Consider the following 20861-nt stretch of genomic DNA (forward strand, 5'->3'; position numbering starts at 1 on the left):
TGCACGCGTGTCAGGTGCCCCGGATCTCGTTCAGGTAGTTGTAGATCGTGTACCGCGTGACGTCGAGTTCCCCGGCGAGGTGGTCCACCGAGTCCTTGATGAGGAAGAACCCCGCCTCGTCCAGTTCCCGGACCACGGCCGCCTTGTGCCGCTTCTTCATCAGGTCCACCGGGATCCCGGCCTTCGTCACCGCCCGCCCGATCAGGAACCGTTGCAGGCTGTCGACGTCCGGCGGGAACGTCTCGGGTTCGTGCCCGTTCGCCTTCGGCGCGCCGTCGGTCAGCCGGTTGACGCACAGGCAGCCGATCGCGACGCCGTCGGCGTCCCGCAGGAACAGCGTCGAAGACCGGATCGCGCGCCCGTCGGGGCCGTGGGTCTCGTAGTTCGTCAGATCCTGCGTGGTACCGCGCCGGACCAGGCCCAGCAGCAGATCCGTCATCGGCCCGCCGACCGTGCGGCCGGTGAGGTCGCCCGCGATGGCGACGATCGAGTCCGGCAGCCTGCTCAGATCGTGCAGCAGGACTTCGTTGCCAGGCCCCAGCATCGCCGCGAGCGCGTGCACCGCCGGGACGAGCGCCGTGAGCAGATCCCCTGACGCCACGGACGGCACCACGGGACCACCGGAGGAAACGAAAGCCGGTTTCTTCAGCCGGCCCAACGCCGAGCGCACCTGTTCCGCCGCGCTCGCCGGGGTCGACGCGTGCGGGGACAGCCGGACGTGTTCCGGCCGCACGGTCGCGGCGATCCCGGCGTCCGCGAGCGCGGAACCGACCTGTTCGGCGGCGTGCCCCGGCAGGGTGAAGGCGAGGATCCCGGCCCGTCGCTCGACGGCCGAAACCACCTCACCTCCCAGCGACTTCACGACTTCTTCGAGTTCTCCGACCCGTTCGGTGATCCGCCCGGCGATGGCGACGACGCCCGCTTCCTCGACCAGTTCCAGCGCGGCCGCGAACGCGCCCGAGGTGATCGGGCTGAGATTCGAGATCGACCACGCGGCCGCGGTGTCGTCGGCCGGGTGGATCTCGTCGTCGAACAGCCCCGGGTCACGGGCGCCGGTCCAGCCGGACAGGATCGGTTCCATCCGCTCCAGCGCGCGGTCGGACAGCACGGCGAAACCGGTGCCCCAGCCCGCCCGCAGCCACTTCTGACCGCCGACGACGAGCACGTCCGCGACCTCCCACGGCGCTTCGGTCACGCCGAAGCCCTGGATCCCGTCGACGACGAGCAGCCTGTCCCCTGCCACCTCGCGGATCGCCGCCAGATCGGCGCGATACCCGGTGCGGAAGTCGACCGCGCTCACGCTGACCAGCGACGTCTCCGGCGTCAGCGCCGCTTTGACCGCGTCCGCCGTGACGTTCCCGAGCGGCAGCCGCCGCACGGTCAGCCGTCCCGCCTGTTCGGCCCGCGCCCACGGGTAGGTGTTGGCCGGGAACTCCGACGCCGACACCAGCGCCTCCCCGCCGGGAGCGTTGAACGCGGCCTGGAACAGTCCGAGACTGGTGTGCGGCAACAACACCGTGTGGTCGGTGTCGCTGCCGGAAAGCCGCGCGGCGGCGGCCTTGGCCCGGGTCTCCTGCCGCATCAGGTCGTCCACAGTGGACGGGCCGGCCTTGGTCGAGGCGTCGAGCAGGCTCGCCGTCGTGTCGAGCACGGCGTGCGACGGCGGGCCGAACCTGGCGAAGTCGAGGTACCCGGCCGGTTCGTCGAACTGCAGCAGGTACCGCGGGGAGATCCGCGTCATGCGAGGACCCGCGCCAGGAACTGCCGGGTCCGCTCGTGCTTCGGCGAGCTCAGGATCTCCCCCGGCGGGCCGGTCTCGACGACCGCGCCGTCGGCCATGAACACCACCTCGTCCGCGGCCTCGGCCGCGAACCCCATCTCGTGCGTCACCACGACCATCGTCATCCCCTCCGCGGCCAACGTACCCATCACCGCCAGCACCTCGCCCACGAGCTCCGGGTCGAGCGCCGACGTCGGCTCGTCGAACAGCATCAGCTTCGGTTTCATCGCGAGCGACCGGGCGATCGCGACCCGCTGCTGCTGCCCGCCCGAGAGCTGCGCCGGATAGGCGTCGGCCCGATGCGCGAGGCCGACCCGGTCGAGCAGTTCGAGCGCCTGCTCCCGGGCTTCGTCCACCGGCACACCGAGCACTCGCACCGGTCCTTCGACGACGTTCTGCAGCGCGGTCCGGTGGCCGAACAGGTTGAACCGCTGGAACACCATGCCGATGTCGCGCCGCTGCCGGGCGACCTCGCGTTCCTTCAGCTCGTACAGCTTGCCGTTGCGCAGCCGGAAACCGATCGGTTCGCCGTCGACCCAGACCTGTCCGGCGTCGATCGTCTCCAGGTGGTTGACGCAGCGCAGGAACGTGCTCTTCCCCGCCCCGGACGGGCCGAGCAGGCAGACCACCTGTCCTTTGTGGACTTCGAGGTCGATCCCGCTCAGCACCTCGGTGTGGCCGTAGCTCTTGCGGACGCCGACGGCCTTCAGCAGTGCTTCAGCCACGTTCACTCCTCACCAGCGGCGCGGTGCGCAAGGCCTTGGCGGCACGGGAGAACGGACTCCGCGACCGGTCCTCGGCGTCGAAGGCGCGCTCCAGGTAGTGCTGCCCCACCCCGGCGACGGTCACCACGACCATGTACCAGACCGCGGCCGCCAGCAGGGTCTCCATCACCAGCAGGTTGTTGGACGAGATGTTGTTGGCGGCGTGGATCAGTTCGGTCACGCCGATCACCGAAGCCATCGACGTCCCCTTGAGCATGTTGATGAAGTCGTTGCCGGTCGGCGGGATGATCACCCGCATCGCCTGCGGCAGCACCACGCGGCGCAGCGTCGCACCCGGTGACATCCCGATCGACTTCGCGGCTTCGGTCTGTCCACTGTCGACACTGTTCAGCCCGGCGCGGACGATCTCCGCCATGTAGGCGCTTTCATTGAGCGCCAAACCGAGCAGCGCGGCGGTGAACGCGGTGATCAGCACGTTGGTCTGCTCGTGCAGCAGGTAGCCGCCGAACGGCAGCGGGATCGAGATGAACTCGAAGACCAGCGCGAGGTTGTACCAGATGAGGATCTGCAACAGCACCGGAAGACCGCGGAACAGCCAGATGTAGCCCGCCGCGAACCAGCGCGCCACCGGGTTCGCCGAACGGCGCATCAGCGCGATCACGATCCCGATGACGATCGCCGAACCCTGCGCGATCACCGCGAGCAGCACGGTGTTGAGCAGGCCGACCGCCATCACGCGGTACCACAGGAACTCCGGGACCGAATCCCACTGGATCTGCGCGTTCCCGAGCGCGATCCCGAGCAGGACCAGCAGCACCAGGATGATCGCGGCGCTGACCCAGCGGCCCCAGTGCTTAAGGCGGACGATCGGCAGCGGCTCGGTGTCCGGCCGCTCAGCTCCCGCCATTGAGCTTCGCCTCCTTGACCGCGCCCTGCTCCACACCCCAGGCCTGCAGGATCTTGCCGTAGCCGCCGTCGGCGATCAGGGACTGCAACGCCTTCTGGATCGTCTCGGCGAGCGGCTTGTTCTCCTTGTTGACGCCGATCCCGTACGGCCCGCCGTTGATCGGCTCGCCCGGGACGACCTCGAAGAACTTGCCGTCGCCCGCGGTGCGGGAGATGTAGACCGCACTGGGCAGGTCGTTGAGGATGGCGGCGACCCGGCCGGTGCGGAGCTGGTTCTGGTTCTGGGTGTCGGAATCGGTCGCGGTGACGGTCAGCGCGGGCTTGCCGGCCTGAGCGCATTTCCCGTTCTGTTCTTCGGCGAACTTCTGGTGGCTCGTACCCTGCACGACCGCGACGTTCTTCCCGCACAAGGTGTCCGGACCGGAGATCTGGTCGGGGTTGCCCTTGCGGACCATGATCGTGATGCCGGAGGAGAAGTAGTCGACGAAGTCGATCTGCGCCTGACGGGTCTTGGTGTCGTTCATCGCGGCCATCGTGAGATCGACGCGGCCGGACTGGAGGCTCGTGATCAGCGAGCCGAACGCCATGTCCTGGTGGTGCACGGTGACGCCGAGCTTCTTGCCGATGGCCTTGGCGAGGTCGACCTCGTAGCCGATCGGGGTCTTGCCGTCGGCGGCGTAGAAGTTGTTGGGCGCGGACTGCAGGTTCGACGCCAGGTGCAGCATCCCGGCCTGCGCGTACTTCGCGGGCAGCGTGCCGGCGACGGCGGCGTCCTTCTGGACGGCCTCGATCAGCGCGGTCGTGTCCGGGATCGCGGAAGGCGCTCCCGGCGCCGCGGGTTCCTGGCCGCCGGCCCCGTCGGGCCCGCCGCCGCAGGCCGCGGTGACGAGCGCGGCCAGGCCGGTGAGCACGGCCAAGCGCCAGGTTCGGGTCAGGGTGTGCGGCGTCGACGGCATGACGGACCTCCACGGTGCCTCGGGTGGTCGCCGACGCTACAACTGGCTGTTGAAGAGGTCAACTGAGAGTTGAAATCTTGTCCGGTGGATGTCAGGAAAGGGGCGTTCAGGACAAAATTTGCCCTGAACGCCCCTTTCATGACACTTCAGTGACCGGCTGCCGCCCGATCAGACCGCGATGTAGTTCCCCGAGAGGATCAGCAGGACCTGCACGGTGATGCCGGTGCCGTAGTAGTCGGTGGCGTTCGGCGTCCAGGTGGTGACGCGGGTCCACAGCTTGTCCAGCCAGGCCTGACTGCCCGGGTCGTTCATCGCCGCGATGGCGAACGACGCGGTGAAGCAGGGGTGCTGCCCCGTCTCGCCGGCGAGCTTGCCGCCCGCCAGCGTGTAGCCGGTGGTGATCTTGGCGGGGTCGCCGCCGGTCGTCTGCTGAATCCAGGTGTTCATCTTCTTCACCTGGCCCTGCGCCGGGCTGCCCGACACGGTGATGCCGTCGACGCCGAGCCGCCACGGGTCACGGCAGGCGTTCCACGCGAAGTGCGGGTCGTGGTCCTCGAGGAAGCCGTCCGGAGCGGGCTTCGGGGTGGAGTTGGTGTTCACGACGAAGTCCGGGATCAGCCCGGTCTTCGGCGAGTACTTCTGCTGGAGCTGGGTGACGGCCTGCTCCTGACGAGTCCGGACCTGCCCCCAGAACGAGTCCCCCGTGGCCTTTTCGAACGCGCGCAGGTGGCCCGGCATCCAGTCCGACGAGCGCGAGCTGTTCGTGTACTCGGCGTCGTCCGCCCAGTCGGCGAGCCGCATGAACTTGGTACTGGAGTTGACCTCGCTGCGCTTGATCGCCTTGATGATCCGCAGCGCCTCGGACTTGTAGTTCACCGAACCGGTGCTGCCCCAGACCTTGTCGGCGATGAGCAGGCCGTAGGCGATTTCGAGATCGCCGTCGGTCGCCGAGTCGACGCCGTTGACGCTCTTGCAGCTCTCGTTCTGCTCGGCGGCGTGCAGGTCCTTGTCGATCGACGACGGGTGCGCCTTCACGAACTTCAGGATGCCGTCGAAGATGGCGCGGGCCTGCGAGTCCTTGTCGCCCATCATGGCGGCGATGGTCATCCCGTAGCCCTGGCCCTCGGCCACGAAGGCGTGGTCGGCGTCCGGCGCCTTGACCGCGTAAGTGCCTGTCCCGCACTTGGTGGTCAGGAAGTTCTTCTTCCAGAAGTCGTAGTACTTGGCGAGCGCCGCGTCCTGCGTCGCCTGTGACACCGACGGGCGCAGAACACCCGGCAGGTAAGGGGTTCCCTGAGCGGTGGCCGCGGTGGCGGGGGCGGTCGTGGCGACCAGCCCGGCGGTCAGCGCGGCCGCGGCCAGCACTGTCCGAACGGTCTTTCTCATGGCTCCTCCGGAAACTTCGTTGATGGCGGCGGCGCGTTTCGAGAGTGACAGCCGGATCGGCCAAAAACAAGAGAGTTAAGAAAGTTTCCTTACTATTACCTCAAATGACGTTTCCGTGACCGTGCCCTAGCGTTGACACCATGAAGATCGACTTGAGTGCGCGCGACGAGTCCTTCCGGCACTTCTGGACCGAGCGCCACCTCGCCACCCTGACCACCGTCCGCCCCGACGGGACCCCGCATGTCGTCGCGGTCGGGGTCACGGTGGACTTCGAGGCCGGGATCGCCCGCGTGATCACGTTCCGTTCGTCCAAGAAGGCCCGGATGATCAAGGAAGCGGGCGAAAAGGGCATTCCGGTCGCCGCCTGCCAGATCGACGGGCCACGATGGTCCACTTTGGAGGGACACGCGGTGCTGCGCGAAGACCCGGAGTCGGTGCACGACGCCGAGAACCGCTACGCCGCGCGCTACCGGCAGCCCAAGCCGAACCCGGAACGCGTGGTCATCGAGATCGCGGTGACCCGGGTCCTCGGCAACGCCTAACCGGCGAGTACCAGCCGGGTGTATTCGTCGAGGATCTCGCCGAGTTCGGTGAATCCGCCCGCCGCGGCCACTTGCTGATACCCGACCAGCATCGCCAGTCCGAGCGAGGTCACGACCTCCGCGCGACGCTGGTCGGGGATCAGTTCCGCGACCACCTTCCCGACCGTCTTGACCCGGGCGTCGTCGACGCGTTTCTGGGCCGCGCGAACGGTTTCGTCGTTCGCCGCCCAGGCGCGGATGGCCGCCTCGGCGCGATGCCGGAGCCCGCGCGTCAGGCTCATCAGCGCGGCGAAGTCCGCCTCGGGACCGCCGGAACCGAAGTCCAGTTCCCGCAGGATCCGTACCTGCCGCTGCTCCCAGAATTCGAGCAGCGCGCCGACGAACCCGGGCCAGCCGCCGAAATGGTGGTAGAAGGATCCGCTGGTGACGCCGAGGCGTTTGCCGAGCGCGCCGACGTTGAGCCCGGCGAACCCGGATTCGGCGAGGAGGTCCAGCGCCGCTTCGAAATAGCTTTCCCTGCTGACGATCGACGGCATCAGACGGCGCGCTCCCGCCCCTCCCAGTACGGGCGCCGCAGGGTGCGCTTGAGGATCTTGCCGGTCGCGTTGCGCGGCAGCGCCTCCACGATCTCGACCGTGCGCGGGCATTTGTAGTGCGCCAGGCGTTCCCGGCAGTACTCGACGAGCTCGTCGACGTCGACCTGCTCTCCCTCGGCGGGCGCGACGACGGCCTTGACCTGTTCGCCCCAGCGCTCGTCGGGGACCCCGATCACGGCGACCTCGCCGACCGCGGGATGTTCGGCGAGGATCCGCTCGACCTCGGGCGAGTAGACGTTCTCGCCACCGGTGATGATCATGTCCTTGACCCGGTCCTCGATGAAGACGAAGCCGCCGTCGTCGACCCTGCCGACGTCGCCGCTGCGGACCCAGCCGTCGACGACGGTCTCCGCGGTCGCCTCGGGTTTGCCCAGATAGCCCGCCATCGCCTGATCGGTGCGGAACCACAGTTCGCCCGGCGTCCCCGGCTCGGTGTCTTCGAGGGTGACCGGGTCGACGACCCGCATCCGGACCGCGGGCAGCACCGTGCCCGCGGACGCCAGCCGTTCCGGCCGGGCGGGGTCGCGATGCGCGTCCGGATCGAGCGTCGTCACCACGCCGGACAGTTCGGTCATGCCGTAGACCTGCACGAACCGGGTGTCCGGCCAGGCCGCGAGCGCCTTCCTCAGCAATGGCAGCGGCATCGGTGAAGCGCCGTAACCCAGGTACTTCAGCCGGCTGAACGCGGCGACGGCCCGCTCCCCCGCCTGCATGATCCCGGCGACGACGGCGGGCACCAGGAAGGCGTGCGTGACGCCCTCGGCCAGCGCGCCCAGCAGTGACTTGCCGTCGGGCTCGCGGGTCATCGTCGTCGGCCGGCCGTAGTGGAACCCGTTGATCGCGTAGCAACTCCCGCCGACGTGGAACAGCGGCATCGCGACCAGGTTCCGGTCACCTTCGGCCATCGGGAACCGAGCGCCCGCGTTGCGGCTGTGCGCCAGCAGGTTCCGGTGCGTCAGGACGGCGCCCTTGGGGAAACCGGTGGTGCCGCTGGTGTAGATGACCAGCGCGCCGTCGTGCTCGTCGACGTCGGGCGACAGCCCGGCGGGGGCCGCCTCGGCCAGGAAGTCCTCGTACTGGTCGTCCTCTCCCCCGACGACGATCACACGCTCGACCGACGGCAGCCGGTCCCGCAGCGCCTCGACGGCGGCCACCAGTTCCGGTCCGGCGAAGACGACACGCGCGCCGCTGTCACCGAGGACGTACGCCAGTTCTTCCGGCGCGAGGCGCCAGTTGACGACCGCGTTCGCCGCGCCGAGCGAGGACGCGCCGAAAGTCACTTCCAGGCAGGCGGGTGTGTTCTTGTCGACGAACGCGACCCGGTCGCCCCGGCGGCCGCCAGCGCGCCGGTGACCCGCCTCGCGCGCTCGTCGAGTTCGGCCCAGCCGAGCCGTCGCCCCTGGAACGACAGAGCCTCCCGCTCGGGGATCTCCTTCGCCCAGTGCGCGAAAAGTTCGCCGAGAAGCCGCACATCCGGACGCGCGTCGTCGGGCATACCGGACCCCTTTCTCCTGGTCAGAGCCACCATAGAGAGGTCTATGGTGACCCGTCGCCCGCCACGCGTCAAGCCGCTGAGCGGGACAACGAATGACCTCTCCCGCTCACGCGACGAACAGGCTGAGCAGCCCTTCCACCGAACGGACGATCACGCGCGCGGCGGCGCGTTCGGCGTGCGCGGCGTCGGCCCGTTCCGCCTCGTGCCGCCAGCGGACGAGCGCGTTCTCGGCGCCCGCGTGAATCTCGGCGGGGTCCGCGTCGGGTTCGAGGCCGAGCCGCTCGGTCGGTGCGAGGCCCTGCGCGCCGAGCAACCGGGCGGCCTCCTCGGCGATCTCCCCGGACAGTGCCGTGCGGCCACCGCGGATGCCGGCGATGAGCCGCAGTTCCCGGAAGTCGTGCGCGGCCGCGGCGAACCGCTCCACGCGCGCGGCCAGCCGGTCGCCGTGCTGGAGTGGTTCGGCGGCGAGCAGACCCTCCAGCCGCAGGACCGCCGTGCGCGCTTTCAGCGCCTCCGCCCTGGCGACGAAGCATCCGGCGAGCGTGTCGCGCAGGTCACCGAGACCGCTGCGATGCACGAGTTCCGCCGAAAGTTTGAGCCTGCTCTCGCAGCCGGTGCGGATCAGGGTGATCGCCAGCCGGACGCCGTAGAGCCCGAACCGCGAGACCAGATGCTTCCGCGACTCCGGCGAGACCCGAATCGGGAACGGATCGTCCACAAAGGAATCGACCGACAGGAGATGGCGCTCCAGGTCCGGACGGGAGACCGACGCCAGCGCGCGCAGTACCTCGAACTCGTCGTCCCGCAACGCCCTTCCGGCGTAGCCGAGCTGCCCGGCGACGGCGATGACTCCTTGGAATCCCGCGCAATCCGGGTCTTCGCGCCAGGCCCGGCGCGCCAGCTGTTTCGCGGTGAGCAAGGCGTCGATCCGGCCGGCGCCGACCTCGTCGGCCCGGCCGAGCACCAGCACCGTGTTCACCGCGGTCTGCCGGGCGAACGCCGAACCGCCCACCTGCCGGGTGCCTGCCAGCTCGTCGGGTTCGAGATGACGCACCAGGCGCACCGTCGCGTCGACGTGTTCAGCGGGCGCCGGGGTGTCGAACAGATCGATCTCCCGCAAGGCCCGCGTCGGCCACTCCGACAGCGCGGAGACCAAAGTGGACTTTCCGGTCCCCGGGGTGCCGGCGAAGCCGACCCGCAGCGGTTCTTCCAGTCGTTCCAGGCATTCCCGCAGCATCGCGACCGCGTGGGGACGGTCCCGGTAGTGCGCGGCGGCCTCGTTCAGCAGCTCGTGGACGTCCAGACCGGTCACGCGGAGAGCTCCCGGCGCGGCGCGGCGCCGCTGCCGAGCGCCCCCGCCTTCCGGTGCAGAGCGGCGAGCCGGTCGATCTCCTTCTTGACCCGCTGGGTGCGCCGGTCCCGTTCGGCGGATCCGGCGATGATCAATTCCCGTTGGCGCGTCAGCTCTTCGGCGAGCTGGTCCGACAGCGCGGTGAAATGATCGCGCAGGCGCCGCTGGACCTGGCGGACCTCGTCCTTGATCTCCTTGCTGAACCGGATGAACACGTCGTCGACGTGGCGCTGCGCCGCGGCCTTCGCCAGCGCTTGGCGCCGCTGGAGCCGCATCCCGCCTTCGTCGCGCACGCTCTTGGTGGCGAACGCGACACCGGCGCCGAGGGACACCGGATTGATCAGCGGCAGCCCGGCGAGACTGGTGACCAGGCCGAACATCAGCACGCCACCGTAGGAACCACGCAGTCCCGTGAAGAGTTTCTGCCCGATCTTGAACCGTTCGATCTTGGGGGCCCCGACCTCGGGGATCGACTCCACGCCGGATCCGGTCAGCGGCAGGTCGGGGGCCTGACCGTACTGCGGCCCGAAACTCGTGGCGACCGCGTGCGCGATCCAGGTCGACCGGTCGGACACCCAGTTGTAGTTCGTCTCGACGGCCTCGGCGAGGTTTTCCTCCAGCCAGGTCTGGAAATCCGGCCAGATCTGCACCGGGTCTCCTTCGTCGAAGGTGCGGTCGATGTGCCGCACGATCACCCGTGTCCGTTCGCGCAGGTCGTATTCGGCGTCGGAGACCAGGTCGGTGATCTCGTCCGAAAGCATGTTCTGCCAGCGGACGTTCTGCCGCCGCAGTTCCTCGGTGCGCCGTTGTGCCTGGTGCAGCAGGGTGACCTGGTCGATCCCGTCGTCCCGCGAGACGGCGTCGAGCCGGGTCTGCAGTGTCTCGACCAGTTCGACCGCCGCCGCGCGGACGCTCACCGCGGCGGCGAGCGCGCGGGTGCGTTCGATCGGGCGCGCGGCCTGTTCCCCCACCCAGTTCAGGAGTTCCGGGAAACCGGACTGTCCGTTGAGGACGGCGTCACCGGTCTTCGCGGCGGCTTGCCGCACCGTCGCGGACACGGGGAAGACGTCGGCGACGACACCGGTCTCGGAAAGCGCGGTGCGACTGCGCGCGGCGAGTTCCCGCCAGTCCGGGCTGACGTCGATCTTGGTCAGCGCCAGCACCAAGGCCGGGCACCAGGTCCGGATGTGCCGCGCCAGCGCGAGTTCGGCGGGCTGGAGTTCCTGTGTCGCGTCGGAGACGAGGATCACCGCGTGCGCGTCGGCGAGGGCGTCGAGGGTGGCCGCCGTGCGCGGCGAGCGGGGATCCCCGATCGCCGGGGTGTCCACCAGCACCAGTCCCGTGCCGAGCAATTCGCGCGGCAGGCCGACCTCGACCCGGCGCAGCGAACCGGGCGGGCGGACCTCGAGTTCCTTGGCCAGGTCACCGACCGGCACGTTCTCCCGGCCGTGTCCGACCAGCGTGGCGGCGGGGTCCGCGGAGTATCCGATCTCCGTGGGTACGGCGGGCGTGCTCGCGTCGCCGACCGCGCAGACCGGGGCGTTCAGCAGCGCGTTGAGCAGGTAACCCTTGCCCTGCTTGGGAAAACCGACCACCGCGATCCGGGTTCCCGGGGTCCGCTGGTCCCGTCTGCGCCGGAGGCGTTCGGCCAGGTCGGCGCGACCGTGGGCGGCACAGGCGTCCAAGGTCTCGTTGAGCACGTCGAGCCAGGCGGGGGCTGTCACGGGGATGCAGTGTTCCCTTAACCAAGCGCGGAATCAATGTGGCATGGGCCAACATGCCGCGAGGGCCCCGCGACCTGGTGCGATCGCGGGGCCCGTGCACACGGCAAGAGATGAAAGTTATTCAGCTCAGCCGATGTGGATGTCGTTGCCCGAGCCGATGTCACCGACGTGGACGTCGTTGACGTTGCCGATGGTGTGGCCGATGTTGTTGCCGACCTCGGAGACCACGTCGTGGACGTCGGAGACGCCCGCGTGGTTCGCGACGCTGGCGACCTCGTTGGCCACGTTGCCCGCGACGTTCCCGGCGACGTCACCGTGGTTGCCGAGGTTGTTGGCGATGTCGCCGTGGTTGCCGAGGTTGTTGGCGACGTCGTGCACCTTGGTGGTGACGTCGGCGACGCCGGTCTGGCCGATGACGCTGGTCAGGTCACCGACGGTCGACAGGAAGTCGGGGGCACCGCCCGCGACACCGTCGGCGCGCGGCAGGTCGCCGCCCAGGTCGCCGACGGCCGGAACCGAGTCGACGGCCGGGAGCCCGGCGGTGTCCACGGCCGGGACGGCGTGGGCGAGGTCGGTCGCGGTGTCGACGGCGCCGGTGGCGACGTCACCGGCCTGGGCGACGGAACCGGCGTCGAGGCCACGCGAAAGGTCGTCGGTCAGGCCGAAGCTGCCCACGGTGTTCTGCGCGAGCGCGGTCACACCGGCGGCGGCGTTCGACACGTCGGTCACGTCGGAGACGGCCGGGACGGCGGGCACACCGGGGAGGTCGACCGGCAGGTCGCCGACGGCGGGCACGGCCGGGACGGCGGGCAGGCCGCCGAGCTCCGGAAGAGCGCCCAGCTCCGGCAGGCCCGGCACGGCCGGGACACCCGGGAGACCGGCGCCGGGGAGGCTCGGGACCGAGGGCAGGGAGGGGAGGCCGTCGACACCGGGGACCGCGACCGGGAGGCCGGCGGTCAGCGCGGTGAGCTGGTCGATCGCGCCCTGGACGCCGTCGGCGCACTCGCCGTCGGTGCCGTCGACGACGCTGGTGACGCCGCCGAAGCCGGCCAGGTTGTCGGCGGTGGCCGCGGCGGTTCCGGTGGCGTCGGTGACGGTGCCGACCGGGACGAAGTCGAGCACCAGCGGGACGACCTCGTGCACGTCGGCGGCGTTGATGTCACCGAGGCCGGCCTCGGCCAGGACCTGCTGCGGGTCGTTGGCGAACGCGGCGCGGGCGGCGGTGTCGTTCAGCAGGTTCAGCGTGAAGTCGTGCAGGGTCTGGACGGAACCCATGAAAGGACTCTCCTGGGGGTCTAGGTCGGTGGGGCCTGCTCAGCGACCGGAGGGCACGGCTGAGCGCAGGTCACCGAAGTTAGTGAGGCGGAACCCCGGGCACATCGGGGATCACTCCCGGTCGTCTCTCACTCAGCCAATAGGGGATCGGTATGACATCGTTAGGGCGTTAGGGGCTTAACCGAGACGCATCCGGTTGGGTTTAATGCCAACCCTCACCCGGATGGGTCAAGCCATTCAGGTGAGTGGCCCTATTTGGTCCTTAGGGGCTGGTCAAGCGAAGGAGGATGCGCGTTGCCCTACGTCCTCGGCATCGATATCGCCTCGACCCGCACCACCGCCGCCACCTGCGTGAACCAGGGCGACGGCTGGGGCGTGCCCGAGCCGTCGTGGCTCGGCGCGCGCGGCCCGTCGGCGGCGTCCGCGGTGTTCCTCGACGACGACGGCTACCTGCTCACCGGGGACGCCGCCGTCGAAGCGGGCCTGTCCGCGCCCGCCCGTCTCCTGACCGGGTTCCATGAACGGGTCGGTGACGACGTCCCCGTGATCGTGGGCGGCGAACGGTTCCCCGCCGAATCCCTCAGCGCGGTCCTCGTGGACGCCGCGGTGGATCAAGCCGCCGAGCGCTTCGGCGAGAAACCGCAGCACCTCGTGCTCACGCATCCGGTCGGCTGGGGGTCGTACCGCCGCGACCTGCTGCGCCGGGCGCTGGCCGAAGCCGGATTCCAGCGCGCCGTGCTGGTACCCGCGCCGGTCGCCGCGTTGCACGCGTTCCTCGCCCCGCGAGGCGACGTCACCGCCGGGGTCTGCGAATTCGGCCCGGACGGCGCGGTGGTCACGATCGCCGCCGCCGGCGTCAACGGCTGGCTGCCGGTCAAGACGGTGGAAGGCGTCGACCCCGGCGAGGCCGTCGGCAAGGTCTTCGAACTCGCGCACGGCGCCGGGGTACCGCCGCAGGCGCTGGCGGGCATCGTGGTCTGCGGTGAGGCGCCGCCGGTTCCCGGCCGCACGCCGTGTCCCGTGTTCGCTTCGAGCGACCCCGTGCTCACGGTGGCGACCGGTGCGGCGAACATCGCCGCGCGACGTGACATTCCTCAACCCGGCAGCCCGCGATCGACCGCCCTCGCCGCGGTGGAAACCGTGGAAACCACCCTTCTCCCCCGGGTCGACGCACTCGAAGAGCTCACCGAACGGCCCGAACGGCCGCCGGTCGACATCACCCCGTTCCCCTTGCCAGAACGCACCGGGGCGGCGAAACTGCTCAGCCGACGCAAGCCCATCGTCGCCGGCGCCGCTGTCGTGGTACTGGCCGCGACCACGCTGTTCCTCACCCTGACCACTCGGGAAGCCACCGCAGACAAGGGTCCCGAAGCCCCTCCCGCCACCTCGAGCTCGTGCGCGCCGTCCACCCCCGGCGCCGCGCCAACATCCCCCGAAGGTCGCTGTTGAACGCACTGCTCGACAAGCCCGGCATCATCCATCCGGGTGCCCGGCCCCTGCTCGACGAGGTGACCGCCGCCCCGGACCTCCCGGTGCGGGTCACCGTCGTCGCCCCCGGCGGGCACGGGAAGACCCATCTGCTCGGCCTGCTCGGACGCCACTACGCGGGCGCCGGGGTCGAAGCGATGCTGGTCGACGACGCCGACCAGCTCGGCGACGACGAGATCTCGAAGATCAAGGCGCTGGCGGAGGAAACGACGGCACCCGTCGTCCTCGCGTTCCGGCCGGCCGCGCGGACGACCACCTTGCGCGCGCTCGCCGATTCCTTCGGCAGGTCGGTGGCTTTGGGCGCTTTCGACGTCGACGACGTCCGGCGGCTCGTCGAGCACGCCGGCGGCGACGCGGCCACCGCCGAAGCCGTCCACGCCAGGACCGGCGGCGTGCCGGGACTCGTGCTCCGCGCGGTCACCGGCAGGCTCGCGGACTTCCGCGGTGAGCTGGAACAGCTGGACGACGACGTGCACCGCTACCTGATCGCGGCGGAAGCGGGCGCGGGCCGGAATCTCGATCTCCTGGCGGCGCTGCTCAACCGCGATCGCGAGGGGCTGCCCGAGGTCTTCGACGGAGCCAGGGCGACCGGGCTCCTCGGCGAGGACGACATCCTGCTGCCCATCGCCGCCGAAGCCGTCCGGGCCTGGGGTTCGCCGGGGCGGCGGCTGACGGTGCTGCAGCGGCTGGTGGAACTCCAGTTGCGTGACGGGCTTCCGGTGCTCGACCTCGCTCGATCCCTGCTGGGCACGGGAAGTTCGGGCGCGAGCGCGGCGGCGGCCTTCGAGGCGGCCGCACGTGAGGCGATGCCCGACGACACGAAACTCGCCGCGCGGTTCTACGAAGCGGCGTCCGAGGCCGGTGGGCGCGGCGCGGCGCTCACCGTCGGCTGGGCGCACGCCGCGGCGCTGGCCGGGGACCTCGACACCGCGCTCCGGCTCGGCGACGGGATGCTCGGCGGTGCCGACGATCCTGATGCCGCCGACGCCAGGGCGGCGGGCGCCGAAGTGGCCGCGACCGTACTGGCGCATCGCGGCGAACTGGCGCACAGCGCGGAGCTGTACCAGTGGTCGGGCCGGGCCGGATCGAAGGCGTTCGCCGCGATCGCCTTGCTAGGCACCGGAAAGCTCGAAGCCGCGCGGGGCGTGCTGGAGACCCCCGAAGTCCCGACCTTGTTCGCGGGCGCCGCGTCACGGACGGCGCGCGCGATCACCGATTCGGTGTCCGGCTGCGGCGCCGAGACGCTGTCGGCCCTGCTGGGCGCGGCTTCGATGCTGGAATCGGCGGGAGCGCCCGCACCGCTTCCGGACAGCCCGGCCGCCCTCGCGGCGTTGGTGGGCCTGCATTCCGGCGAACTCGCGCTGGCCGAGTCGGTGCTGAGCCGCGCGGTGGCCGGGCGGATCGGCGGAGACCTGCTCGCGAAACGACACCGGCTGCTGCTCGGCTGGGTCGCGATGACCGCGGGCGACCTCAAAACGGCGGCGGAGTCGCTGATGCCGCCGGACGGTCTCGAAGCGCGCGACGAACTCTTCGCCGCCACCCTTCAACTGGGCCTGGCTCGAAGGGCGAGCGATCTTCCCGGCCTGCAACGATCCTGGGACCGCGCGTATCAGGCGTCGATGCGGCAGCAACCGGACCTGTATTCGCTGCTGCCGCTGGGAGAACTCGCGATCGCGGCCGCACGGGGCGGCGCGAGCGCCAAACTGGCCGGTCAGCTGGAGCGCGCGCACGCCGTGCTCGACGCGCTCGGCAACCCTCCACTGTGGACGGCCACACTGCGCTGGCACGAACTGCACGCCGCCATCACCGTCGAAGATCATTCTTCGGCCGGGGAGCATCTGGCCTCACTGAACGCTTTCGCGCCGTGCGGCCGCTATCCGGCGGCGCTCGCCGACGCCGCGACCGGCTGGCTCGCGGTCCTGACCGGGACCTTCGATCCCGAAGCGATCACCGCGGCCGCGTCGGAACTGCACGAGCTCGGGCTCGCCTGGGACGCTTCCCGGCTGGCCGGGCAGGCGGCGATCCGGACCTCGGACCGGAAGGCGATGGTCCAGCTGCTCGAAGCGGCCCGGCAGTTCCAGGGACGCGCGCCGGAACCCGTCGCCGCGACCGGGCTGAGCGCGCTGAGCGAACGGGAACTGGAGGTCGCCCGGCTGGTCGTCGACGGGCTGACCTACAAGCAGGCCGGGAGCAAACTGTTCATCTCGGGGAAGACCGTGGAGCACCACATGGCCCGGATCCGGGGGAAACTCGGCGCCGGGGACCGGCGGGAACTGCTGGCCATGCTGCGGGAACTGCTGGCCGCGGGCGAGGGCTGAGCGTCATCGGCCCGGGTTCGTCGCCACAGTGACTTTCTGGACGTCGATCCCGACCGGGGTTCGGTGGGTGTCCAGGTCCGTGATCCGCCAAGGCCTGTCGAATAGGGCGGTGAGCGCGATGCGGACCTCCAGGCGAGCGAGGTGGGCGCCCAGGCAGAAGTGGATGCCGTGGCCGAAGGACAGATGGGGGTTGGGCGTCCGGTCCGGGTCGAAGGTGTGCGGGTCGGTGAAGACCTCGGGGTCACGGTTGGCCGCCGTGATCATCGCGACGACCCGGTCGCCCGGGCGGAGTTCCCGACCGCCGAGCATGGTGGGCCGGGTGACGAACCGGTCCGTTCCGCCCGTGGCGGGCAGGTAGCGCGAGACCTCCTCGACGGCCAGGCGCAGGTCGTCCGGTCGCGGCCGGGAGGTGAGGCAAAGAACGGCGTTCACGAGCAGGGTCTTGGTGGTCTCGTGGCCGTTGATCAGCAGCAGCGCGCAGAAGTCGATCAGCTCGTCCTCGGTGAGGTCCGACGCCATCAGGGTCGCGATGATGCCGGTCGGGCGCTCGAACTCCTCGCGGAAGTAGTCACCCATTTCCTTCAGTGCCTGATGGAAGGCGGTCCGGCGGGCCTCGTCCGCGGTGAACGTGCCGAAGAAGGACGTGATGGCCTCGGTCCACCGGACGAAATCCGGCCACCGCGACGGCTGTACCCCGAGCAGATCCGCGATCGTGTGCACGGACAGCGGGTAGGCCACCGCCCCGATCAGGTCGAATCTCTCCCCGGCGTCGGCGAGCAGGGCGTGGACCCTCGCCGTGATCGACGGCTCCAGCGACGCCACGGCCCGGGGTGTGAAAACCTGGCTGACGATCCGGCGCACCGCGTGATGCCGGGGCGGATCCATCGCCTGGAGGCCACGCAGCAACGGGTTCGAGCCGTGCGGGATCGGCTGGGCGCTGTAGCGCAGCTCGTCGGAGGAGAACACCGCGTGCTCGGTGAGCACTCTGTCCACTTCGGAATGCCGCGTGACCACCCAGCCGCCGAACGACTCGGCGAACCGCACCGGCCCCACTTCTTGCTCGTGGAAAGCGAAAATCTCCTCAACGGACATACCCACAGGGTGCTATCCGGCGACGGCCGCCGCTTGGAAGAAACGGTCACACGACGACCCGACCGCGCGCCGGAACTCCGCGATCATGTGCGGCTGGTCGTAGAAGCCACTGCGGACGGCGATGTCCGCCCAGTCCGGCGCCGATGCCGACCGCGCCAAGGCCATCGCCCGGTGCAACCGCACCACTCGCGCGTACGCCTTCGGGCTCAGCCCGACCGCCACCAGGAACCGCCGCCGCAACTGCCGCTCGGACACCCCGGCCGCGGCCGCGTGCCGGGACACCATAAAGCGACTCTCGCCGACTGTGAGCGTGTCCTGGGTTCCGACCACCCCTATACCTTGGCCTCTCGCAACAACCTCTCCCTCGCCTACCAGGAAGCGGGACACCTCGAGCAGGCAATCCCGCTCCACGAGGCGGCACTCACCACCTGTGAGCGTGTTCTGGGCCCTGACCACCCCGACACCCTGCTCTCCCGCAACAACCTCGCCAGCGCTTACCACAGGACTGGGGACCCGCAGCGGGCCATCCCGCTCTTCGAGGCAGTACTCACCAGCTGCGAGCGCGTCTTGGGCCCCGACCATCCCACCACCAAAGCCGTAGCCGCCAATCTCCTCAGCGCCCGCGTGACCTGACTCCCGGATGACCGGACACCGGCCGAGACGGAAGCCGAAGCCGTCCCGGAATACGGCCTGTCGGCGGAAAGCGCGTGATCGAAGGTCACCCAGGCCCGGCGAAAGTCACGGTCGCCTCTCTCACCGGACCGTTCACTCTCCGCTTAAAACCAGTCACGATTCCAGTCGATTTCGAACGTGCGTTCGACTATGATCATCGGCATGACCACAACTCTGGTTCACAACCCGAAAGCCGCTCGCTTTCTTGACACCGCGTACTCCGAAGAGGTTTCGCTTCGGAAGACGCAGGGTCGTCAGGCGCGGGCGTTAGCCGAGTTCGCCGCTGTCGGCGGTTCGCGAAGATCGGTGACCGAGGAAGTCGCTTTGCGCTTCTCGGTCACCCGCAATCACGCGTTCCTGCTCGTCGAAACCTCCTGCGCCCTGGTCTCCCGCCTGCCGAACACGCTGGCGGCGTTGGAGCGCGGCGATATCGACCTGTACAAGGCTTCCAAGGTCATGCAACTGACCAGGGAAGTGTCGGACGAGGTCGCGGCACAGGTCGACGCCTGGCTGGCCCAACGTCTCGCCGATCGTGATCCCGGCTCGATCCGGAGGTCGGTGAGCCACGCCGTGCAGAAGTTCGACCCCGCCGGATATCGCGAACGAGCCGCCAGGAAACGCGCCCTGCGGCACATCTCGCTGGAACACAACGACGAAACCATGTCCACGCTTTCCGGCCATCTGCCGACGGAAGTCGCCAGTTCCATCTACGCCTCGATGAGCCGAGCCGCGCGCACTCGGCGAAACAAGGACAAATCCCGGACGCTCGAACAGCATCGTGCGGATATCTTCGCCGAACGCCTGCTTGCCGAGGACGGCCGAGGAAAACCGCGGGCGCATATCCACGTCTATGTCGACCTTTTGACGCTCACCGGTGCACGCGAGGACCCCGCGACACTTGCCGGGTACGGCCCCATCCCCGATTGGCTGGTCCGCGAGATCGCCTCCGACCCCGATTCGACCTGGTCGCGGCTGATCACCGACGCCGCCACCGGCCAAGTGCTCGAAGCCGGCGCCGGGAAGTATCGGTCACCGGCGTCCCTGGCACGGTTGATCATGGCGAGGGACCGGGAGTGCACCCAGCCGGGCTGTCACCGTCCGGCCGAGTTCTCCGAGATCGACCACATCATCGGCCGGGCTCGCGACGGCAAGACCGACCATCACAACTGCCACCTGCACTGCAAGGCCCACAACCTGCTTCGCGAGGAACCCGGATGGTCGGCCGAGCCCACCGGCAACGGCGGCATGATCATCACCACGCCGAGCGGGCACACCTACGAGACAGCGCCGGAACCGTTCCACGAACCCCGTGCGGAGCCCGACGATGACGCACCTCAGCCCTGAGCACGGAACGCCGCGGCCGCCGAGAACTCACGCGCGAAGCAGCTCAAACCCGTGTCTGCAAGGCCTTCAATGCCGCCCGAACCACTCGCTTCGACGGGTCGTCGGCCATCGGCCTCACCAACTCGACCGGAACTGCGTCCAGAATCCGAAGAGCCCCAACGGCTTGAGCCCGCACTCGAGCCACCGGATGGTTCAGCAGGGGATGCAGCAACGGTCCGTCGTCAGGGCGTCCCGACTCCGCGAGTCCGGCGATGGCACCGAGCGAAGGCCGCCCACCGGAGACCGCGGATCGGTACCGAGCCATGGCATCCGTCCCAGTACGCCGGGCGGCGTCCCGGGCCAGCGCGCGGATCAGCGAAGAACGATCGTCCAGCAACGCGACGATCTCGTCGAGCTGCCCGAGCCTGGCGAGCCCGGTCAGCGCGCTGATCCGCACCTCGTTGTGCCGGCAGGCAGCCAGCTTGCGCAAGATGTCCACGCGACCGGTCCAAACGGCCTCCCGAGCCGCGGCCTCGCCGGCTCGCGCGCGAAGGCTCTTGTCGAGGCTCCTCAAAGCGAGCTGGACGAGTTCGTCGAGCTTGAAGTCAGCTCGCCGTGTCCTCACCTCGAACGCGAACCTCGGCACAGCGACGTTCTCCGAACGGATCAGCTGATCGAGCACCTGCGCGGGAGCTTCGTAAGCAGCCGCGTACAGCTGCTTCACCCCGAAGTCGCCGCGGTACCGGCGCTTCAGGTGGAGCATCGTTTCGGCGGCCGCCCGCAAGTACGTCACCGGGTCGTCGTGCAGGAGCCGGACGACACCCATGCGAGCGACGTCGCTGACCGGCGACGCCCAGTCCGTCATGCGCAGCAGCAGAAAGGGGAGGATCGCCGGGCTCGGCTTCTCCAGCAGTTTCGTGACCGCGAGTTCCCGGACCCGGCCATCGCCGTGCGAAGTGGCGAGGGCGGTCGCCAGCGGCCCTGCCTTAACCGCCTTCAGTCGCCGCGCGACGTCATCCAGAGCCCTTCGATACCGGCAGTACTCGTCGATGGTCACGACGAGCGCCGGAGTCTCGGTGATCGTCTCGAAGGCGGCCGTGATTTCGGCGGCGTCGCCGGACCTGTCGACGCGCACGAGCGCCTCGACGAGCACATCGACGCGGCTGCCCCGGCTCTCCAGCGTTTCCCGGAGTGCCTCGGCCACAGACGTCCTTTTTCCGAAGATCACCCGG

At 69.6% G+C, this 20861-nt stretch carries 19 protein-coding genes; 5 read left to right on the forward strand and 14 right to left on the reverse strand.

The window, feature by feature from the left end:
- Positions 1-10: 10 nt before the first annotated feature.
- The 5 genes from IE302_RS31165 to IE302_RS31185 form a co-directional block, all read right to left on the reverse strand.
- Complete coding sequence (locus IE302_RS31165; RefSeq protein WP_191258011.1) at positions 11-1741, reverse strand: aminotransferase class V-fold PLP-dependent enzyme; 1731 nt, start codon at positions 1739-1741, stop codon at positions 11-13.
- Complete coding sequence (locus IE302_RS31170; RefSeq protein ID WP_308436924.1) at positions 1738-2505, reverse strand: amino acid ABC transporter ATP-binding protein; 768 nt, start codon at positions 2503-2505, stop codon at positions 1738-1740. Before IE302_RS31170 ends, IE302_RS31165 begins: the two co-directional genes overlap by 4 nt.
- Entirely contained in the window at positions 2498-3412 is a 915-nt protein-coding gene (locus IE302_RS31175; RefSeq protein ID WP_191258012.1) for an amino acid ABC transporter permease, read from the reverse strand. Before IE302_RS31175 ends, IE302_RS31170 begins: the two co-directional genes overlap by 8 nt.
- Positions 3399-4367: an ABC transporter substrate-binding protein gene (locus tag IE302_RS31180; protein WP_191258013.1), complete on the reverse strand. Its 969-nt coding sequence runs from the start codon at positions 4365-4367 to the stop codon at positions 3399-3401. Before IE302_RS31180 ends, IE302_RS31175 begins: the two co-directional genes overlap by 14 nt.
- Before the next feature lie 168 nt (positions 4368-4535).
- Positions 4536-5753 carry a family 8 glycosyl hydrolase gene (locus IE302_RS31185; RefSeq protein ID WP_191258014.1) on the reverse strand — a complete coding sequence of 406 codons (1218 nt, stop codon included), beginning with the start codon at positions 5751-5753 and terminating at the stop codon, positions 4536-4538.
- 140 nt (positions 5754-5893) lie between these two features.
- Between IE302_RS31185 and IE302_RS31190 the strand changes: the two genes are divergently transcribed.
- Positions 5894-6295 carry a TIGR03618 family F420-dependent PPOX class oxidoreductase gene (locus IE302_RS31190; protein ID WP_191258015.1) on the forward strand — a complete coding sequence of 134 codons (402 nt, stop codon included), beginning with the start codon at positions 5894-5896 and terminating at the stop codon, positions 6293-6295.
- Here the strand turns inward: IE302_RS31190 and IE302_RS31195 are convergent.
- From IE302_RS31195 to IE302_RS31215, 6 genes are all read right to left on the reverse strand, one after another.
- Positions 6292-6831 carry a TetR/AcrR family transcriptional regulator gene (locus IE302_RS31195; RefSeq protein ID WP_191258016.1) on the reverse strand — a complete coding sequence of 180 codons (540 nt, stop codon included), beginning with the start codon at positions 6829-6831 and terminating at the stop codon, positions 6292-6294. The two genes, IE302_RS31190 and IE302_RS31195, sit on opposite strands and share 4 nt — an antisense overlap.
- Positions 6831-8177: an AMP-binding protein gene (locus IE302_RS31200; protein ID WP_229908069.1), complete on the reverse strand. Its 1347-nt coding sequence runs from the start codon at positions 8175-8177 to the stop codon at positions 6831-6833. Before IE302_RS31200 ends, IE302_RS31195 begins: the two co-directional genes overlap by 1 nt.
- On the reverse strand, positions 8168-8386 hold the full coding sequence (locus tag IE302_RS42865) for a hypothetical protein (protein ID WP_229908037.1): 219 nt from the start codon (positions 8384-8386) through the stop codon (positions 8168-8170). Before IE302_RS42865 ends, IE302_RS31200 begins: the two co-directional genes overlap by 10 nt.
- Positions 8387-8492: 106 nt before the next feature.
- A complete protein-coding gene (locus IE302_RS31205; RefSeq protein WP_191258017.1) occupies positions 8493-9698 on the reverse strand; it encodes a GTPase in 1206 nt (401 codons plus the stop codon).
- Positions 9695-11461, reverse strand: a complete 1767-nt coding sequence (locus IE302_RS31210) for a dynamin family protein (RefSeq protein WP_191258018.1) — start codon at positions 11459-11461, stop codon at positions 9695-9697. Before IE302_RS31210 ends, IE302_RS31205 begins: the two co-directional genes overlap by 4 nt.
- Before the next feature lie 126 nt (positions 11462-11587).
- Positions 11588-12736, reverse strand: coding sequence for an IniB N-terminal domain-containing protein (locus IE302_RS31215; protein ID WP_191258019.1), 1149 nt, complete (start codon positions 12734-12736; stop codon positions 11588-11590).
- Positions 12737-13030: 294 nt separating this feature from the next.
- On the opposite strand from IE302_RS31215, the gene IE302_RS31220 reads away from it, so the two are divergent.
- Together IE302_RS31220 and IE302_RS31225 are read left to right on the forward strand one after the other, a co-directional pair.
- Positions 13031-14185 (forward strand): Hsp70 family protein, encoded by a 1155-nt coding sequence (locus IE302_RS31220; RefSeq protein ID WP_191258020.1) that lies wholly within the window; start codon positions 13031-13033, stop codon positions 14183-14185.
- On the forward strand, positions 14182-16542 hold the full coding sequence (locus tag IE302_RS31225; RefSeq protein ID WP_191258021.1) for a helix-turn-helix transcriptional regulator: 2361 nt from the start codon (positions 14182-14184) through the stop codon (positions 16540-16542). Before IE302_RS31220 ends, IE302_RS31225 begins: the two co-directional genes overlap by 4 nt.
- Positions 16543-16545: 3 nt before the next feature.
- Here the strand turns inward: IE302_RS31225 and IE302_RS31230 are convergent, their stop codons facing one another.
- Positions 16546-17634, reverse strand: coding sequence for a cytochrome P450 (locus IE302_RS31230; RefSeq protein ID WP_229908038.1), 1089 nt, complete (start codon positions 17632-17634; stop codon positions 16546-16548).
- 12 nt (positions 17635-17646) lie between these two features.
- Positions 17647-17919 carry a helix-turn-helix transcriptional regulator gene (locus tag IE302_RS42870; RefSeq protein WP_229908039.1) on the reverse strand — a complete coding sequence of 91 codons (273 nt, stop codon included), beginning with the start codon at positions 17917-17919 and terminating at the stop codon, positions 17647-17649.
- On the opposite strand from IE302_RS42870, the gene IE302_RS42875 reads away from it, so the two are divergent.
- The gene (locus tag IE302_RS42875) at positions 17905-18267 is read left to right on the forward strand and encodes a tetratricopeptide repeat protein (RefSeq protein ID WP_229908040.1); all 363 of its coding nucleotides are present in this window, start codon (positions 17905-17907) and stop codon (positions 18265-18267) included. The two genes, IE302_RS42870 and IE302_RS42875, sit on opposite strands and share 15 nt — an antisense overlap.
- 345 nt (positions 18268-18612) lie before the next feature.
- On the forward strand, positions 18613-19650 hold the full coding sequence (locus IE302_RS31240) for an HNH endonuclease signature motif containing protein (protein ID WP_191258213.1): 1038 nt from the start codon (positions 18613-18615) through the stop codon (positions 19648-19650).
- A 43-nt stretch (positions 19651-19693) separates the two neighbouring features.
- Here the strand turns inward: IE302_RS31240 and IE302_RS31245 are convergent, their stop codons facing one another.
- On the reverse strand, positions 19694-20833 hold the full coding sequence (locus tag IE302_RS31245; RefSeq protein WP_191258024.1) for a HEAT repeat domain-containing protein: 1140 nt from the start codon (positions 20831-20833) through the stop codon (positions 19694-19696).
- Positions 20834-20861 lie beyond the last annotated feature (28 nt).

This window comes from Amycolatopsis oliviviridis (assembly GCF_014654365.1).
Taxonomy (GTDB): Bacteria; Actinomycetota; Actinomycetes; order Mycobacteriales; family Pseudonocardiaceae; genus Amycolatopsis; species Amycolatopsis oliviviridis.

What these genes read in the sequence shown, in the direction of transcription:
- IE302_RS31185 (WP_191258014.1), bottom strand. Translation starts at nt 5,753, where the DNA reads ATGAGAAAGACCGTTCGGACAGTGCTGGCCGCGGCCGCGCTGACCGCC.
- IE302_RS42870 (WP_229908039.1), bottom strand. Translation starts at nt 17,919, where the DNA reads ATGGTGTCCCGGCACGCGGCCGCGGCCGGGGTGTCCGAGCGGCAGTTG.
- IE302_RS42865 (WP_229908037.1), bottom strand. Translation starts at nt 8,386, where the DNA reads ATGCCCGACGACGCGCGTCCGGATGTGCGGCTTCTCGGCGAACTTTTC.
- IE302_RS31175 (WP_191258012.1), bottom strand. Translation starts at nt 3,412, where the DNA reads ATGGCGGGAGCTGAGCGGCCGGACACCGAGCCGCTGCCGATCGTCCGC.
- IE302_RS31195 (WP_191258016.1), bottom strand. Translation starts at nt 6,831, where the DNA reads ATGCCGTCGATCGTCAGCAGGGAAAGCTATTTCGAAGCGGCGCTGGAC.
- IE302_RS31230 (WP_229908038.1), bottom strand. Translation starts at nt 17,634, where the DNA reads ATGTCCGTTGAGGAGATTTTCGCTTTCCACGAGCAAGAAGTGGGGCCG.
- IE302_RS31215 (WP_191258019.1), bottom strand. Translation starts at nt 12,736, where the DNA reads ATGGGTTCCGTCCAGACCCTGCACGACTTCACGCTGAACCTGCTGAAC.
- IE302_RS31180 (WP_191258013.1), bottom strand. Translation starts at nt 4,367, where the DNA reads ATGCCGTCGACGCCGCACACCCTGACCCGAACCTGGCGCTTGGCCGTG.
- IE302_RS31165 (WP_191258011.1), bottom strand. Translation starts at nt 1,741, where the DNA reads ATGACGCGGATCTCCCCGCGGTACCTGCTGCAGTTCGACGAACCGGCC.
- IE302_RS31190 (WP_191258015.1), top strand. Translation starts at nt 5,894, where the DNA reads ATGAAGATCGACTTGAGTGCGCGCGACGAGTCCTTCCGGCACTTCTGG.